Here is a 14,347-nt window from a genome sequence, read left to right on the forward strand (position 1 = left end):
GGTATCGGGGGCGGTTGCCGACGCGCCCGTCACCGTATCTCCCGCCGGACGTCCGGCCCGGACTCCGGGCCCGCCGCGGACACCCCGCGCCGGACCACCCGGCGGAGGGCGGCGCCGTCCGCGGCCCCGGTGATGGCCGCCACCAGCTCCGACGCGCTCGTCCGTTCGGCGTCGAAGACCCCGCTGTTGCGGCCCAGCCGCAGTACGGCCACGGTGTCGGCGACCGCCAGGACATCCGCCATGTTGTGGCTGATCATGACGATGCCCAAGCCGCGATCCCGGAGCCGCCCGATCAGCTGGAGCACCTCCGCCGTCTGGGCCACGCCCAGTGCGGCCGTCGGCTCGTCGAGGACGACGACCCGGGGGTCACCGAGCAGTGTCCTGGCGATCGCCACGGTCTGCCGCTGACCGCCGGAGAGGGCCGCCACCGGCACCGTGACCGACGGGATCCGCGCCGACAGCTCGGCCAGCAGCGCCCGGGCCCGTACCTCCATCGTCACCACGTCGAGCCGCGCGCCCCGCAGCTCACGGCCGAGATAGAGGTTCTCGACGACGTCGAGGTTCGGGCAGAGCGCCAGATCCTGGAACACGGTCGCGATCCCGAGGCGCCGCGCCGCGGCCGGGTCGGACACGGTCACCGGCCGTCCGGCGAAGCGGATGGTGCCCGTGTCCGGGGTATGCACCCCGGACAACACCTTGACCAGGGTGGACTTCCCGGCGCCGTTGTCACCCACCAAAGCGACGACCCGCCCGGCGGGCACATCGAGATCGACATCGGCGAGTGCGGCCACCGCGCCGAAGGACTTGCCGATCCCGCGCAGGGAGAGCAGCGGTTCACCGGCCGGGTCCCCGGCGGTGGAGGGCGACGGCAGGGCGGAGGGCGGAGGCGACGGCGGGAGCGGTAGGGGCGGTGGGGGTGGCGGCATGGCGGCCTTCCGGCAGGCGGGGCGAGAACGGGTCGCCACCGCGACGGAACGGAACAGATCTGACTCGGCGGAACGGAGTGAAGACGGAACGGAAGGAAACGGGATCCGGTGGGGGCGGAACCGGACCGGAGGGGACCCCGCCCCGGGGGCGTCATCGTGCGGACACCCGTCTCAGCGGATGCCCAGCTCCGCGCAGTCCGCCGCGTAGGTCGCGGTGCACACATCGGCCGCCTTCAGCGGTCTGCCGTCGCCGACGAGGACGTCGGCGATGTTCTCGCGGGTGACGACCGTCGGGGTGAACAGCTCCGACGGGGTGTCGAAGAGGGTGGCGTTGCCCCGCGGCCGGCTGCCCTCGAGGAAGGCGTGGGCGGCCGTGGCCGCCGCCTCGGCGACCGTCCTGATCGGCTTGGAGACGGTGGTGAACTGGTCGCCCGCGACGATCCGCTGCGCGGCGGCGAGTTCGGCGTCGTTGCCGGTCACCGGCGGCACCTTCACCCCGGCGGCCTTGAAGGCGGCGACGGAACCGCCGCCGGTGCCGTCGTTTGCCGCCGCGACCCCTGCGATCCGCCCCGGGAACTTGCTGATCTGGCCCGAGACCCAGCTCTGGGCCTTGCTCGGCTCCCACGACGGGGTGTCGTACTCGGCGAGCACCGTCACCCCACCGGCGTCGAGGGCGCCGCGCATGCCCTTCTTGATGAGGCCCGCGGCGGCGTCGGTGGGGGAGCCGTTGACCTGGAGCACACCACCCCGCGCCCCGTCGGCCTTCAGCCGGTCCACCAGCGACCGGCCGATCATCGCCCCGATCTTCTCGTTGTCGAACGAGATGTAGTAGTCCGCCTTCACCGCCGGGATCGGGCGGTCGTACGCGATGACGGCGACCCCCCTGGACCGGGCGGTCCGCACGATCGTGGCGGCGGCGGCCGAGTCCACCGGATCGATCACGAGGACCCTCGCGCCCTGGGCGAGAACCGAGTCGGCCTGCTGTTGCTGCTTCGCGGCGTCACCCGCCGCGTTCTGATAGAGGACCCGGCAGCCGCCGCAGAGCCGCTTCATCTCCGCCTTGAACAGCGGGGCGTCATACGCCTCGTACCGGGTGGAGGCCAGATCGGGCATCAGAAACGCGATCTTCGCGTTCTTCGGGGAGCCACCGACCCCGGTCCCGCCGGACGTCTCGGTCGTACAGGCCGCGGCGGAGACGATCAGGGCGGCGACGATCGCGGCCGCGGCGAACGGTTTCGGCGGGCAGGGGAACGGCGGGCAGGGGAACGGCTTCGACGGTAAGGGGCGCACTGCGGTTCTCCTTGCACTCGCGGAGGCGTCCGCCGGATGGGCGGGGCGGACGGCTGGGGCGTCGGAGGGAGAGCGGGGGAGTGCCTGAGGCGGTCTCAGAAGGCCGGCACGGAGGGGATCGTGGCAGGATCGCCACCGGGAACGCGGTCAAATTAACACCGGCCATGTGATGAGTGTCAATGAATCCGTCAGAACCAACAGGCCGTGATAACACGTTCAGGGACGGGTGACGCGCGTTCCGGATCCGCTCCAGCGGGCCCGCGCGACGGCCAGCTCGCCGCGGTAGCGCGCGTAGCCCTCCTCGTACCGCGCCCGCGCGCCGGTCCTGGGCTCCACCGTCCGGTGCCGCGGCAGCGCCCCCGGCCCGCCGTCCGTACCGAGGGACGCCCTGGCCACGGCCGCCACACCCGCCGCGCCGACCTGCTCCTCCGCGGGAATCCGGACCGGTACGCCGAGGACGTCGGCGATCAGCTGGGCCCACAGCACCGAGCGGGTGCCCCCACCGCACAGGGCCAGGGTTCCGTCGAGTCCCGCCGTCTCCAGACAGTGCCGCGCCGCGTACGCGACGGCCTCGCACACCGCGCGCACCACATCCGCCGGGCCGGTGGCCAGATTCAGCCCGTCCAGCCTGCCGTGCGCGGCGGGTTCCACGAACGGCGCCCGCTCGCCCGCCTCCGACAGGAACGGCAGCGCGGTCACACCCCGCGCCCCCGGCGGGCTCGCGGCCAGCAGCGCGTCCACGTCGTCCGTCCCCGCGCCGACCAGACCGAGCACCCACTCCAGGGCGGCCGTGCCGACCATCGCGGGCATCGCGCGCAGCCACCGGCCGGGCACGGGGGTGCACAGCCACATCCCGGCGGGCTCCGCCGCCGGGTCCAGATCGACCCGGTCGGTCAGTACCTGACTGGCCAGTGTCGTACCGAGGATCAGCAGCCCGTCGCCCGGCTCCCGCACCCCGGCGCCGATCGCGCAGGCCGGCAGATCGTACGGGCCCGCAACCAGCGGCAGCCCCTCGGCGAGGCCCAGCAGTCCGGCGCCCGACGCGTCGAGGCCGAGGACCGTCCCCGGGGCCGCGGGCTCCGGCAGCAGCCGCGCCTGCCCGGCCACCCCGCAGGCGGCCAGCGCCCCGGGCGCGTAGCCCCGGGTCCGCGGATCGAGGAACGGCAGCGTCGCGTCGGACGCGTCCAGACAGACCACCCCGGTCAGCCGCTGCGCGACCGCGTCCACGCAGTAACCCGCGACGGCCGCCCGGTCGAGCGCCGAGGGCTCGTGCTCCTGGAGCCAGTTCAGCAGCGGCCCGTGACAGCCCGGGAACATGCCCGAGCCGGTGTGCGCGTACGCCCGCCGGATCGTGCCGTCCGCGAGCCAGCGCGTCACCAGGTCCGACGCCCGCGCGTCCATCCAGGAGATCGCCGGGCGCACCGGCCGTCCGGCACCGTCCCGCAGCCACAACCCGTCGCCCTGGCCGGTGAGCGCCAGCGCTTGTGGTGCCCGCCCGGACGCGGCCACCACATCGCGGACCACCTCTCCCACACTCGCCACCACATCGTCCAGGTCCTGCTCCACCCGGCCGCCCGGCAGCCGCTCCAGCCGGGAGCGCCGCGCCGCCGACGCGATCGCCGCGCCCTCCTCGTCGAAGAGGACGGCCTTGGTGACCGAGGTGCCGATGTCCACCCCGAGCACGACGGTCACGACCCGCCCTCCGGCTTCCGGGAGGCGGCGGTCATGACCGGCCCGCCGCGAACACCTCGGGGTTGGCCGGGTGGACGAGCGCCTCACCACGGGTGAACCGGCCGACCTCGGCCGCGGTGATCGCCGCCGCGCGGTGCGCCGTCTGCCGGGTGGCCCCCGCCAGATGAGGGGTGGTGATCAGGTTCGGGGCGTCGCGCAGGGGCCAGTCGGCGGGCACCGGTTCGACGTCGTACACATCGAGGGCGAGCGCGCCGAGCCGGCCGCTCCTCAGCAGCTCCGGCAGCGGGCCGTGGTCGAGCAGTCCGCCGCGCGCCGAGTTCACCAGCACCGCGCCGGGCGGCAGCAGCCCGAGCCGCCGGGCGTCGATCAGCTGCCGGGTCTCCTCGGTGAGCCGGGCGTGCAGGCTCACCACCGAGCTGCGCCGCAGCAGGGCGTCCAGCTCGACCAGCTCGACCCCGTCCGCCGCCGCCCCGGCCGGATCGGCGTACGGATCGGCCACCAGCACCCGGGCGCCGAAGGCCAGCAGGACCCGGGCGACGATCCGGCCGATGGCGCCGTAGCCCACCAGGCCGACGGTGGCGCCGTCGAGTTCGACGCCGCCTTCCTCGTACGCGTACAGATCACCGCGCCAGGTGCCGTGCCTGAGGTCCGCGTCCGCGGCGCTGATCCGGCGCATCGCGGTCAGCATCAGACCGATCGCGAACTCGGCCGCCGCCGGGGCGTTGCGGCCGGGCGCGAAGCTGATCGCCACCCCGTGCCGGGTGGCGGCGGCCAGGTCCACATTGACCGGGCCGCCCCGGGAGACCGCGACCAGCCGCAGCTCCGGCGCCGCGGCGAACACCCGCTCGGTGAACGGCGCCATCTGGGTCACACAGACGGACACCCCCGGCGAACCCGTCAGCGCCCCGATCAGCTCCTCCTCCGTACCGCTCGCCTCGTGCACCCCGCCGACGGAGTGGAACGGCTCGTGCGGCCAGGGCAGGGTCAGCTCGGTGAACTCGGGGCGGTCGCCGCCGGCCCCGGCCAGCTCCTGGGAGAGCGCGGTCCTGATCAGCTCGGGTCGGACGAAGTGGTCACCGGCGGCGAGGATGCGCATGAGGACCGTTCCTTCTGCGGGGCGGCCGGCCCCGGCCGTACCGGCACCGGGCCGAGAGTTGTCTGTTAAATTTAACAGCGGTGACGTGAGGCGGCAATGACGTCCCCTCACGTCCCGGCGCCCGCCCCCACCATCCGCGCACACCGCACACCGCACACCGCACACCGCGCGGCGTGCGCGGGCCCGGCTCCTCGCGCTCCGATCCCCGTCCGCCCCGGAAAGGACCGCACCCGATGACCTCGCGCCTCCTGCTCGTCCGGCACGGCGAGACCGAGTGGCACGCCGAGAACCGCTATGCCGGGATCTCCGACGTCGCCCTCACCCCGAAGGGCCGGGCGCAGGGGGCCGCCCTCGCGCGCTGGGCCGCCGGCGCCGGGGTGAGCGCCGTCGTCGCCTCCCCGCTCGGCCGCGCCCGGCACACCGCCGAACCCGCGGCCGACGCCCTCGGCCTCCCCCTGGAGGTCGTGCCGGGGCTGCGGGAGATGGATTTCGGCTGGGGCGAGGGCCGGACCGTCGCGGAGATGGCCGCCGAGGACCCGGAGGCGGTACGGCGGTTCCGCGAGGACGCCGGCTCTGGACTCTTCCCGGGCGCCGAACCCCTGGCGGACGTCGCGGCCAGGGCCACCGCCGCCCTGCGTGATCTTGCGGTACGCCACCCGGACGGCACGGTCCTGGTCGTCGCCCACAGCACCCTGCTGCGGATCGCGCTCTGCGCACTGCTGGGGCTGCCCCTGGGGCGCTACCGGCTGCTCTTCCCCCGGCTCGACAACACGGCAGTCACCGAGATCCGGATCTCGGCCGGGGCGACGGCCCTGTACGGCCTGAACGTCCCGACCGGCCCCGCCGAAGGCACCCGCCCGGCGTCCGCGCGCCGTACGGAAGACTGACGGCCATGACCAAGAACTCCGCCGACGAGCGCAGACGGACCATAGCCGACCACGTCGTCCGGCACGGCACCGCCACCGGCGCCGATCTCGCGCGGCTGACCGGGGTGAGTCTGATGACCGTCCACCGCGACCTCGACGACCTCGAACGCCGCGGTGTGCTGCGGCGGTTCCGCGGCGGCGCGTCGGCCAGGCCGTCCACGGTCTTCGAGTCCAACCTCGACTACCGCCTCGGGGTGAACACGGCCGAGAAGGAGGCCGTGGCACGGGCCGCCGCCACCCTGGTGGAGCCCGGGATGTCGGTCATGCTGGACGACTCGACCACGGTCCTTGCCCTGGCCCGGCTGCTGGCCGGGGCAGCACCACTGACCGTGGTCACCAACGCCCGCCGGGTGGTGGACGTCTTCGCCGAACGCGAGGATGTGCGGCTGCTCGCCCTGGGCGGCGAGTACTCCCGTACCCACGAGTCCTTCAACGGACTGCCCTGCGTCGAAGCCGTGGAGGCGCTCTCGGTGGACCTGGTCGTGGTCTCCACCTCGGCGCTCGACGCGCGGATGGCCTACCACCAGGAACAGGACGTCGTCCTGGTCAAGCGCGCGATGCTCGCGTCGGCCGCCCGCAAGGTGATGCTGATGGACCACACCAAGCTGGCGCGCACCGCCCTGCACCGGGTCGGCCCGGTGAGCGGCCTGGACGAGCTGATCGTCGACGACGGGGTCGCCCCCGAACTCCTGGCAGAACTGCGCGAACGGACCTCGGTGACGGTGGCGCCGGTCGCGCGCTGACCGCGCCCGCCATCCGCGCCCGCCAACCGTCCCCACCGCCGTGTTCGATCACGTGTTAACTTCACACCGCCCAGAACATGCCCTGGTCGGAGCCGTATCCCCGGTCGCCGTGCGTGAGAGGACCCGTTCCGGATGAGCAGTCGCCCCGTCGTGGTCGGGATCGACATCGCCACCGCCTCCGTCCGCGTCCTGGCCGTGGACGCCGAGGGCGGGGTGCTCGCCGAGGCGCGGGAGCGCCTGCCGGATCCGGTCCGCGGTCCCGGCGGCATCAGCGAACAGGACGCGGGCGCCTGGTGGCCCGCCGTCCGCTCGGCGCTGCGCCGGGCCACCGGGGCGCTGCCCGGCGGCGGCCGGGAGACGGTGGCCGTCGCGGTGTCCGCCACCTCCGGCACGATCGTCCCGGCGGGGCCCGGCGGCCGGTTCCTCGGCCCGGCCCTGATGTACGACGACCGGCGCGCCGCCGACCTCAACGCCGAAGCCCAGCGCGCCGGAGCCGCCCGCTGGAACGCCCTCGGTCTGACCGTGGGCCCCACCGCCGCCCTGGGGCGCGCCGTCTGGTGCCTGCGCGCCCACGGGACCGGACTGCGCCGGGTCCTGCACACGCCCGATGTGGTGGGCGGCGCCCTGACCGGGGGACCCGTGCCCGCGGACTGGAGCCATGCCCTCAAGACGGGGTACGACCCCCGGGCCGGCCGGTGGGCCGACGAGGTGTTCGCCTCCCTCGACTTCCCCGTCGGGTACCTGCCCGATGTGGCGGCGCCCACCGCGGAGGCCGGGACCGTGTCGCCGGCGGCGGCCGAGGCCACCGGGCTGCCCGCGGGCTGCTCCGTCCGGCTGGGGATGACCGACGGCTGCGCGGGCCAGCTCGCCACCGGCGCGGTCGCCCCTGGCCAGTTCGTCGGGGTCCTCGGGACCACCTACGTCCTCAAGGGCGTCTCCGCCGAGCTGGTACGCGACCCGGCGGGTGCCCTCTACAGCCACCGCCACCCCGACGGCTGGTGGCTGCCGGGCGGCGCGTCCAACACGGGGGGCGAGGCGCTGGCGGAGGTGCCCCCGGAGCGGCTCGCCGGGCTCGACCGGGCCGCCGCCGGGCGGGGACCCGCCTCGTACGTCCGCTATCCGCTGCGCCGCGAGGGGGAGCGGTTCCCGTTCGTCGCGGCCGGGGCCCGGGGGTTCGCCCTGGGGGTGCCGGAGGACGAGACGGACGCCCACCGGGCGGCGCTGGAGGGCGTCGCCTTCCTCGAACGGCTGGCGGTGGAGCGGGTGGAGGCCCTTGGCGTGCCCGTCACCGGTCCGCTGCACGCCGCGGGCGGCGGCAGCCGCAGCCCGGTGTGGACGGCGATCCGGGCCACCGTGCTCGACCGCCCGGTCCTGGTCGCGCGGCGGGCGGAGACGGCCTTCGGGGCGGCGCTGCTGGCGGCGTCCGGCACGCTCCACGAGGACCTCGCCGCGAGCGCCGCCGCGATGGCGGGCCCAGGTGCCGGGGCCGAGGTGGTGCCGGTACGGGACGAGCGCGCGGCCCTGGACGACGCGTACGGCCGGTTCGTGACCGGGCTGAGGACCCGGGGCTGGCTCGACGGCTGACACGCCGGCTGGCCTTCGGTGTCACCGGGCGGCCTTGGGTGTCACCGGTCGGCCTTCGGTGTCGCCGGGCGGTCCGGTGCGGCGGTCCGGGCCCATGTCCCCGGACCGCCGCTGTCCGTAGGCACCGGCGGATGAGCCCCCGCCGGTGCCCGGCTCCGCGCCCCGGTCAGCCGGGTACGGCGGTACCGGCGGTCAGAACCGCACGTCGGAGCAGTTGTAGAAGGCGCCGTTGGTGTCCGCGATCGTCCAGACGCCGAGGATCAGATGACGGCCGGACTTCTGCGGCAGCTTCCCGGTGTGCGTGACGGTGGCCGGGGGCCTGGCCCCGCCGAACGGTACGGTCAGGAACGGCTGCGGCTCCAGATCGGCCCGGGTGAGCGGCTTGGCCGGGTCCCAGCCGTCCTTGGTGACGTAGTACGTGAAGTCGGACGTCGCGTGCCGGACCTTGATGCGCCACAGGAAGGTGTGCTCACGGCCCGCCGTCAGCTGGGTCGTCGGCCAGGCGCCACCGCGCGGATCGTCCAGTTCGGAGAAGCGGCCGACGCCGCCGGCGCAGATCGAGCCGTCCGCCGGGCCGCCCCGGGGGAAGCCCTGGATGCCCTCGACGCTCTCCGGCTCCCAGACGATCTGGCCGCAGTTCTGCACCGCGCCGGTCTGGCACACCTTCTGCCTGCTGACCGGGGAGTCCGCGTACCCGTGGCTCTGGGCGCTGCCCGGCAGGGCGAACGTCAACAGCCCGGCCATGCCTGCGCCGATCAGGGACGGAACGATTCTTCTTCGCATGCTGTGCTCCATGGGGTGGGGGGATGGAGTGGGCAGTGGGGTGCCGCATGCGGCCGGACGCCCCGGCGCACCGCCGGGTGTCCCGGCCCGGGCCGCCTCATGCGGATCGGGCCGGGAGCGGTGCGGGTACGGGGCGAACCGGTCGGCTCTTCAGGTCTAGACCAAGTCGGAGGGTAGTGCTCCGCGTTGGGCGTGTCCACCGTTCCCGCTCGGATAGCGGACGACGCCGCCGGCGGCCGACGAGGCGCCGTTGACGGCCCCGGGGGCACCTGTCAGCGTGCATCGCGCACCGACCACAGCAGTCCCGCCGGCCCGGCGGGCGACAGGGAGGGGTCCGTTGATGAACACCCGTACACGCAGACCGGCGATCGTCTCGGCGGTCGCGCTCGCCGTCTCCGGCGCGCTGCTCGTCGCCGGGGGCGCCGGCCTGGCACAGGCCGCGCCCGCCGCCGCGCCCGCTCAACAGACGGCGCATTCCGTGATCCAGAGTCAGCCCACCCCGGACGAGCAGGAGAAGCTCCGGGAGATCGCCGCCTCCATCTGGACCCCGGAGCTGGCCGCGGGCTGGAACATGAACGCCGATGTCGCCGATGTCCTGTCGCAGGCGACCGACCGCATCATCCAGTGTTCCGCCGCCTACGCCCTGGTGCCCAAACCCCCGGGTTTCCGCCCCGGCATCGGCTATCTGGTCTCGTACTGGAAGAACATCCGGGACTACTTCCTCGCGGTGCGCGGGGACCGCCAGTACAAGGCGTGCGTGGTCTCGACCGCCGCCTACTACCGCTCGATCATCGAGATGGCGTCGGCGGGTATCTGAACCCGGGGGCGTACGGCGCCGGTGACGCGCCGTACGCCCCGCGTCCTCAGTCGCCGACCAGATCGTCCGGGGCCGAGCGGGCGAGTTGGGCGAGGGTGGTCAGGGCCCGGTCCAGCACCGGCGCGGGGGGCGACGCCAGACCGATCCGTACCGCGTCGGTCGCGCGGTGCCGGGCGACCGCGAACGCGGCGGCCGGCACCACCCCGATACCGCGGCGCGCCGCCGCGGCGACGAAGGTGTCGGAGCGCCAGCCGTCGGGCAGCTCCCACCAGCAGTGGTACGACATCGGCTCGGTACGGATCGAGAAGCCCGCCAGCAGCCGCCGGGCGGTCAGCTGACGCGCGGCGGCCTGCCGCTGTTTGGCCAGGACCAGGGTCCGTACGGTGCCGTCGCGCTGCCAGCGCGACGCGGCCTCCAGGGCGAAGCCCATGGGCTGGTTGCCGCCGGAGCGCAGGGCGACCGCGACGGCGGCGCGCAGCGCGGGCGGGACCACCGCGTACCCCAGGTTGAGGCCGGGGGCGATCCGCTTGGAGAGGCTGTCGACGAGTACGGTCCGCTCGGGCGCGAGGGCGGCCAGCGGCGGTACGTCGTCCCGGAGGAACGCCCAGACGGTGTCCTCGACGGCGGTGATGCCCAGCCGGATCAGGATCTCGGCGAGCGCGGCGCGCCGCGCCGGCGACATCGTCACCGACAGCGGGTTGTGCAGCGTCGGCTGGACGTAGACCGCGTGCAGCGGCCCGCCGCGCCGGGCCCGTTCCACCGCCTCGGGTACCAGCCCCTCCTCGTCGACGGCGAGCGGGACGACGGTGGCGCCCAGCCGGGTCGCCAGGGACTTGACCGCGGGATACGTCACCTCCTCGACACCGATCCGGCCCCCCGGCGGGACCAGCGCCGCGAGGGTCGCGGCGATCGCCTGGCGGCCGTTCCCGGCGAAGAGCACCCGCTCGGGCGCGGGCCGCCACCCCCCGCGGACCAGCAGATCGGCGGCGGCCTTCCGGGCTGCCGGGGTCCCGGCCGGGCCGACCGGGCCCAGCGCCGACGCCAGTGCCTCGGGGCGCAGCAGCGGTCCGAGGCCGCGGGCCAGCAGCTCCGACTGCTCCGGTACCACCGGGTAGTTGAGCCCCATGTCGATCGGACTGCGCTCGCCCTCGGTGAGCGCGGGGGAGAGGGGGAGGGAGTCGGGGGCGGCGCGGACGAACGTGCCCCGGCCCACCTCGCCCGAGGTCAGCCCTCTGCGGGCGAGTTCGCGGTAGACCCGGCCCGCGGTGGACGGCGCGATCCCGCGCAGCCGGGCGAACTCCCGCAGCGGCGGCAGCCGGTCGCCCGGCCGCAGCCCGCCCGATCTGATCTCCTCCGTCACCGTGTCCGCGACGCTCTGATAATCCGTCAACGCCCCTCCTCCCCGCACCCACCAACAAGCCGCGATATGCCCCGACAAGCCCTGAAAGATCCGATGGCCACCGGCCGACAGCGGCCGGACGACGGCCCGACGCCCGCCCGACACCGATATGAGCCGTCGTCGCCGCTCGGCACCACCCCGCTTTGCGCGCATCCAATCATGTGATTGCACCGAGTGCAATATCGGGGATTGCACCGAACCTCTCCGGGTCCTACACTCGGAAACCGTCCGATGCTCCGTACACCGAGTGGTGCCGGGGCGGACGACCGCGCCGGACGGCACGCCCCACGCCCGGCGGTGGACGGTGGCCATGAGGAAGGAACCCGTGTCCGATGAGCGCGACGCCGCTGACGCGGCCGGTCCCGGTCTCGCCGTCCCTTCCGCTCCCGCACTGCCGTCGCTGCGACTTCGGCGACCGGCCCTTCGGGCGTGAGACCGCCGCGGACGTCCTGCGCGACTACGCGAGCCGCTGGCGGCGCGTCCTCACCGACCCCGCCGTCCCCGCGCGCGGAGTGGGCACCCTGGCCTGGTCGCCGCTGGAACACGGCTGCCATGTACGGGATATGTGTCTGCTCTTCCACCAGCGGCTCGACCTGACGCTCGGCGCCGCGCCCACCGGTCCCGCGCCGGACGGGGAGGGTGAGCGGGGGCGGGTGCCCGGGCTCTACCGCGACGAGGACCCGGGCCGGGTCGCCGACGAACTGCGCGCCGCCGCCGGGGCGCTGGCCCGACGGCTCGACGGGCTGGACGCCGCCGACTGGGACCACGAGGACCCGAGGCTGCCCGGTGAGCGGTTGACGGTCGAGTTCTTCACCCGCCATCTCCTCCACGACATCGCCCACGACCTCGGCGAGGTGCTGCGGGCCGGGGGCTGACCCCGGCCCGGCGGGCAGGGCGTGCTGGACGGCGGCCCCGGTGGTCCTCGGGCCGTCGATCGTCATGGACTGAACCGGCGGGCCACCCCGGTCTCCGGCGGTGAACGCGTCACCGTCACCCGTGACACGGGCCCTTCCCGGCTCCGCCGACGGGTCCGTCTCCCGCCCGCGGTGCTGCCGCCGGGGCGTGGGCCCGCCCCGGCGGCGGTCTTCCACCGCCGGGGCGGGCGGCCCCGGCCGCCTCGGCGACTACGGCTTGCGGCCCACTCCGCCCAGCGCGATGACGTCGCCGTCCGTGCGGGCGCCCGGCGCCGGACGCCACTGAGCCAGCGGCACGACCCCCGGCTCCAGCAGTTCGAGCCCCTCGAAGAACCCGGCGATCTCCTCCGGGCCGCGCAGGAAGTAGGGCGCGGCGCCGCTGTCGTTGTACCGGCGGGTGGCCTCCGAGTTGCCGACATGCGTACTCACACTGTCGTTGAAGACCAGATAGCTCCCCGACGGCAGCGCGTCCATCACCTGCCCGATGATCGAACGCGCCTCCTCGTAGGTGGAGACATGGCCGATCACCTGCATCAGGGTCAGCGCCACCGGGCGGCTCAGATCGAGGATGTCCTGCGCCTTGCCGATGATGGCGGCGGGGTCGTGGAGATCCGCGTCGATGTAGTCGGTAGCGCCCTCGGGCGTGCTCACCAGCAGGGCCCTGGCGTGCGCGAGGACCAGCGGGTCGTTGTCGACGTAGACGATCCGCGACGAGGGCGCGGCCCGCTGGGCTATCTGATGGGTGTTGTCGGCGGTCGGCAGACCGGTGCCGATGTCGAGGAACTGACGGATCCCCACCTCGGCCGCGAGATGGGTGACCGTCCGGGCGAGGAAGGCGCGGGAGTCCCGGGCCAGATCGACGATCCCGGGGAAGGCCTGCCGGAACTCCTCGCCGACCGCCTGGTCGACGGGGTAGTTGTCCTTGCCGCCCAGCCAGTAGTTCCAGACCCGGGCGGAGTGCGGTGATCCGGTGTCGAACTCCGGATGCCGCGACTGACCCGTCTCGGTGCCCGGCTTGTCGGCTGTCATGGCGTGAACCTCCCGGCTTTCCTGCGATGCAGAAGTGATCTCTGCGCCTCAACCTAGTGCCGCCGTTCCGCCGCACCGACAGTGGGTGGCTCATACAGGCTGATTGGCCGGAACGAAGGGAACGAGGGGAACGAAGGGGACGGATGGTGCTCCGGAGGTCAGTGGGTGTGCTCCGACGGAGTGTCCTCCGCGCGCCGCCGGGCCGACGCCGCCGCCGCGAAGGCGGTACAGCCGTCCGCCCACGCCCTGTCGAGATCGGCGCCCGGCGGGAACCGGCCGTCGAGTTCGAGCATCACCATGCCGTGGGCGAACGCCCAGGTCGCCCGGGCGAGGTCGGGATCCCCGCACACGGCCCGGAACAGCGGTGCCGCGGTGCGCTCCTCCAGGCCTTCCGGCAGTGCGTGCCGGGGCAGCGGCCGGGCGGCGGTCAGCCGGTACATATGCGGGTGGGCGAGGGCGTGTTCGCGGTACGCGCGGGCCAGGGGCAGCAGTCCCGGCTCGGCCGCCTCCACCGCCGCCAGATGGTCGGCCGTCTCCGTCATCCCAAGCACGACCAGCGCGTTCTCCATGGCGGCCTTGTCGGGGAAGTGCTTGTAGAGGGACGGAGCACGGATTCCGACGCGTCCGGCGATCGCCCGCATGGACATCGCCTCCACACCCTCCTCCTCCAGGATCCCCCGCGCCGCGGCGACGATCTGGGCGGCGCGGTCAGCCACGGCGCACCGGCCGGCGCAGGACGATCCGGAGCTGCCAGGCGAGTGCGGCGGTGAACAGGGGCGGCCAGACCAGCGGGCCGAAGGTGTAGAACACCAGGACGGCGAAGGGGATCCAGCCGTTGGAGGCGATCCGCGCCACCGGGCCCCGCCCCCGGACGGCCCGGTGGGCGAGGCCGGGGGCGGCGAACAGGAGCAGCGCGGCGAGGGTCGTGGACAGTCCGTACTTCTGCGCCTCGAAGACGGCGAAGGCGGCCAGGAAGAGCGCGAGGGCTCCCCGGGCGATGCCGAAGGGCCGTGTGTCCGGGCGCCACGACGCTGTCGCCGCACGGTCGCGCCACGGCCGCGGCGCGGTCCGGCCGCCGCCGGTGAAGGGGGCGGGCCGGGCGGGTGCCTCCGGAGTCCGAACGCTCATCGCACTCTCCCTCAGCTCTG

Annotated in this window: 14 protein-coding genes; 5 read left to right on the forward strand and 9 right to left on the reverse strand. The window is 74.4% G+C overall.

The window, feature by feature from the left end; translation table 11 throughout:
* Positions 1–29: 29 nt before the first annotated feature.
* The 4 genes from ACFXG1_RS16445 to ACFXG1_RS16460 all read right to left on the reverse strand — a co-directional run bounded on the left by ACFXG1_RS16445 (position 30) and on the right by ACFXG1_RS16460 (position 5,004).
* Positions 30–926 carry an ATP-binding cassette domain-containing protein gene (locus ACFXG1_RS16445; protein WP_384719855.1) on the reverse strand — a complete coding sequence of 299 codons (897 nt, stop codon included), beginning with the start codon at positions 924–926 and terminating at the stop codon, positions 30–32.
* A gap of 171 nt (positions 927–1,097) precedes the next feature.
* Entirely contained in the window at positions 1,098–2,141 is a 1,044-nt protein-coding gene (locus ACFXG1_RS16450) for a substrate-binding domain-containing protein (protein ID WP_384743192.1), read from the reverse strand.
* 291 nt (positions 2,142–2,432) lie between these two features.
* Positions 2,433–3,908, reverse strand: a complete 1,476-nt coding sequence (locus ACFXG1_RS16455) for an FGGY family carbohydrate kinase (protein ID WP_384721259.1) — start codon at positions 3,906–3,908, stop codon at positions 2,433–2,435.
* Positions 3,909–3,939: 31 nt separating this feature from the next.
* The gene (locus ACFXG1_RS16460) at positions 3,940–5,004 is read right to left on the reverse strand and encodes a 2-hydroxyacid dehydrogenase (protein WP_384743093.1); all 1,065 of its coding nucleotides are present in this window, start codon (positions 5,002–5,004) and stop codon (positions 3,940–3,942) included.
* 233 nt (positions 5,005–5,237) lie between these two features.
* On the opposite strand from ACFXG1_RS16460, the gene ACFXG1_RS16465 reads away from it, so the two are divergent.
* The 3 genes from ACFXG1_RS16465 to ACFXG1_RS16475 all read left to right on the forward strand — a co-directional run bounded on the left by ACFXG1_RS16465 (position 5,238) and on the right by ACFXG1_RS16475 (position 8,257).
* Positions 5,238–5,891: a histidine phosphatase family protein gene (locus tag ACFXG1_RS16465; protein WP_384723123.1), complete on the forward strand. Its 654-nt coding sequence runs from the start codon at positions 5,238–5,240 to the stop codon at positions 5,889–5,891.
* A gap of 5 nt (positions 5,892–5,896) precedes the next feature.
* Positions 5,897–6,673, forward strand: coding sequence for a DeoR/GlpR family DNA-binding transcription regulator (locus tag ACFXG1_RS16470; RefSeq protein WP_384723120.1), 777 nt, complete (start codon positions 5,897–5,899; stop codon positions 6,671–6,673).
* A gap of 132 nt (positions 6,674–6,805) precedes the next feature.
* The gene (locus tag ACFXG1_RS16475; protein WP_384743097.1) at positions 6,806–8,257 is read left to right on the forward strand and encodes an FGGY-family carbohydrate kinase; all 1,452 of its coding nucleotides are present in this window, start codon (positions 6,806–6,808) and stop codon (positions 8,255–8,257) included.
* A gap of 192 nt (positions 8,258–8,449) precedes the next feature.
* Here the strand turns inward: ACFXG1_RS16475 and ACFXG1_RS16480 are convergent, their stop codons facing one another.
* On the reverse strand, positions 8,450–9,040 hold the full coding sequence (locus tag ACFXG1_RS16480; protein ID WP_384743099.1) for a lytic polysaccharide monooxygenase: 591 nt from the start codon (positions 9,038–9,040) through the stop codon (positions 8,450–8,452).
* A gap of 340 nt (positions 9,041–9,380) precedes the next feature.
* Between ACFXG1_RS16480 and ACFXG1_RS16485 the strand changes: the two genes are divergently transcribed.
* Positions 9,381–9,857: a hypothetical protein gene (locus ACFXG1_RS16485; protein ID WP_384743102.1), complete on the forward strand. Its 477-nt coding sequence runs from the start codon at positions 9,381–9,383 to the stop codon at positions 9,855–9,857.
* Between the two features lie 46 nt (positions 9,858–9,903).
* Here ACFXG1_RS16485 and ACFXG1_RS16490 read toward each other — a convergent pair whose 3' ends face one another.
* Positions 9,904–11,247 carry a PLP-dependent aminotransferase family protein gene (locus ACFXG1_RS16490; RefSeq protein WP_384722037.1) on the reverse strand — a complete coding sequence of 448 codons (1,344 nt, stop codon included), beginning with the start codon at positions 11,245–11,247 and terminating at the stop codon, positions 9,904–9,906.
* Positions 11,248–11,588: 341 nt separating this feature from the next.
* Here ACFXG1_RS16490 and ACFXG1_RS16495 point away from each other — a divergent pair, with 341 nt between their 5' ends.
* Positions 11,589–12,131: a DinB family protein gene (locus tag ACFXG1_RS16495; protein WP_384722040.1), complete on the forward strand. Its 543-nt coding sequence runs from the start codon at positions 11,589–11,591 to the stop codon at positions 12,129–12,131.
* A 249-nt stretch (positions 12,132–12,380) separates the two neighbouring features.
* On the opposite strand, the gene ACFXG1_RS16500 is transcribed toward ACFXG1_RS16495, so the two are convergent.
* From ACFXG1_RS16500 to ACFXG1_RS16510, 3 genes are all read right to left on the reverse strand, one after another.
* Positions 12,381–13,199, reverse strand: coding sequence for an SAM-dependent methyltransferase (locus ACFXG1_RS16500; protein WP_384743105.1), 819 nt, complete (start codon positions 13,197–13,199; stop codon positions 12,381–12,383).
* 158 nt (positions 13,200–13,357) lie between these two features.
* Positions 13,358–13,915, reverse strand: a complete 558-nt coding sequence (locus tag ACFXG1_RS16505; protein ID WP_384722737.1) for a TetR/AcrR family transcriptional regulator — start codon at positions 13,913–13,915, stop codon at positions 13,358–13,360.
* Entirely contained in the window at positions 13,908–14,327 is a 420-nt protein-coding gene (locus tag ACFXG1_RS16510; RefSeq protein WP_384743108.1) for a hypothetical protein, read from the reverse strand. The genes ACFXG1_RS16505 and ACFXG1_RS16510 overlap by 8 nt, the downstream gene beginning before the upstream one ends.
* Positions 14,328–14,347: the final 20 nt, after the last annotated feature.

Source organism: Streptomyces sp. NPDC059248 (assembly GCF_042753905.1).
GTDB lineage: Bacteria > Actinomycetota > Actinomycetes > Streptomycetales > Streptomycetaceae > Streptomyces.

Coding starts and splice junctions, on each gene's coding strand:
- ACFXG1_RS16445 (WP_384719855.1), bottom strand. CDS start 926: ATGCCGCCACCCCCACCGCCCCTACCGCTCCCGCCGTCGCCTCCGCCC.
- ACFXG1_RS16460 (WP_384743093.1), bottom strand. CDS start 5,004: ATGCGCATCCTCGCCGCCGGTGACCACTTCGTCCGACCCGAGCTGATC.
- ACFXG1_RS16465 (WP_384723123.1), top strand. CDS start 5,238: ATGACCTCGCGCCTCCTGCTCGTCCGGCACGGCGAGACCGAGTGGCAC.
- ACFXG1_RS16470 (WP_384723120.1), top strand. CDS start 5,897: ATGACCAAGAACTCCGCCGACGAGCGCAGACGGACCATAGCCGACCAC.
- ACFXG1_RS16475 (WP_384743097.1), top strand. CDS start 6,806: ATGAGCAGTCGCCCCGTCGTGGTCGGGATCGACATCGCCACCGCCTCC.
- ACFXG1_RS16480 (WP_384743099.1), bottom strand. CDS start 9,040: ATGCGAAGAAGAATCGTTCCGTCCCTGATCGGCGCAGGCATGGCCGGG.
- ACFXG1_RS16485 (WP_384743102.1), top strand. CDS start 9,381: ATGAACACCCGTACACGCAGACCGGCGATCGTCTCGGCGGTCGCGCTC.
- ACFXG1_RS16495 (WP_384722040.1), top strand. CDS start 11,589: ATGAGCGCGACGCCGCTGACGCGGCCGGTCCCGGTCTCGCCGTCCCTT.
- ACFXG1_RS16500 (WP_384743105.1), bottom strand. CDS start 13,199: ATGACAGCCGACAAGCCGGGCACCGAGACGGGTCAGTCGCGGCATCCG.
- ACFXG1_RS16510 (WP_384743108.1), bottom strand. CDS start 14,327: ATGAGCGTTCGGACTCCGGAGGCACCCGCCCGGCCCGCCCCCTTCACC.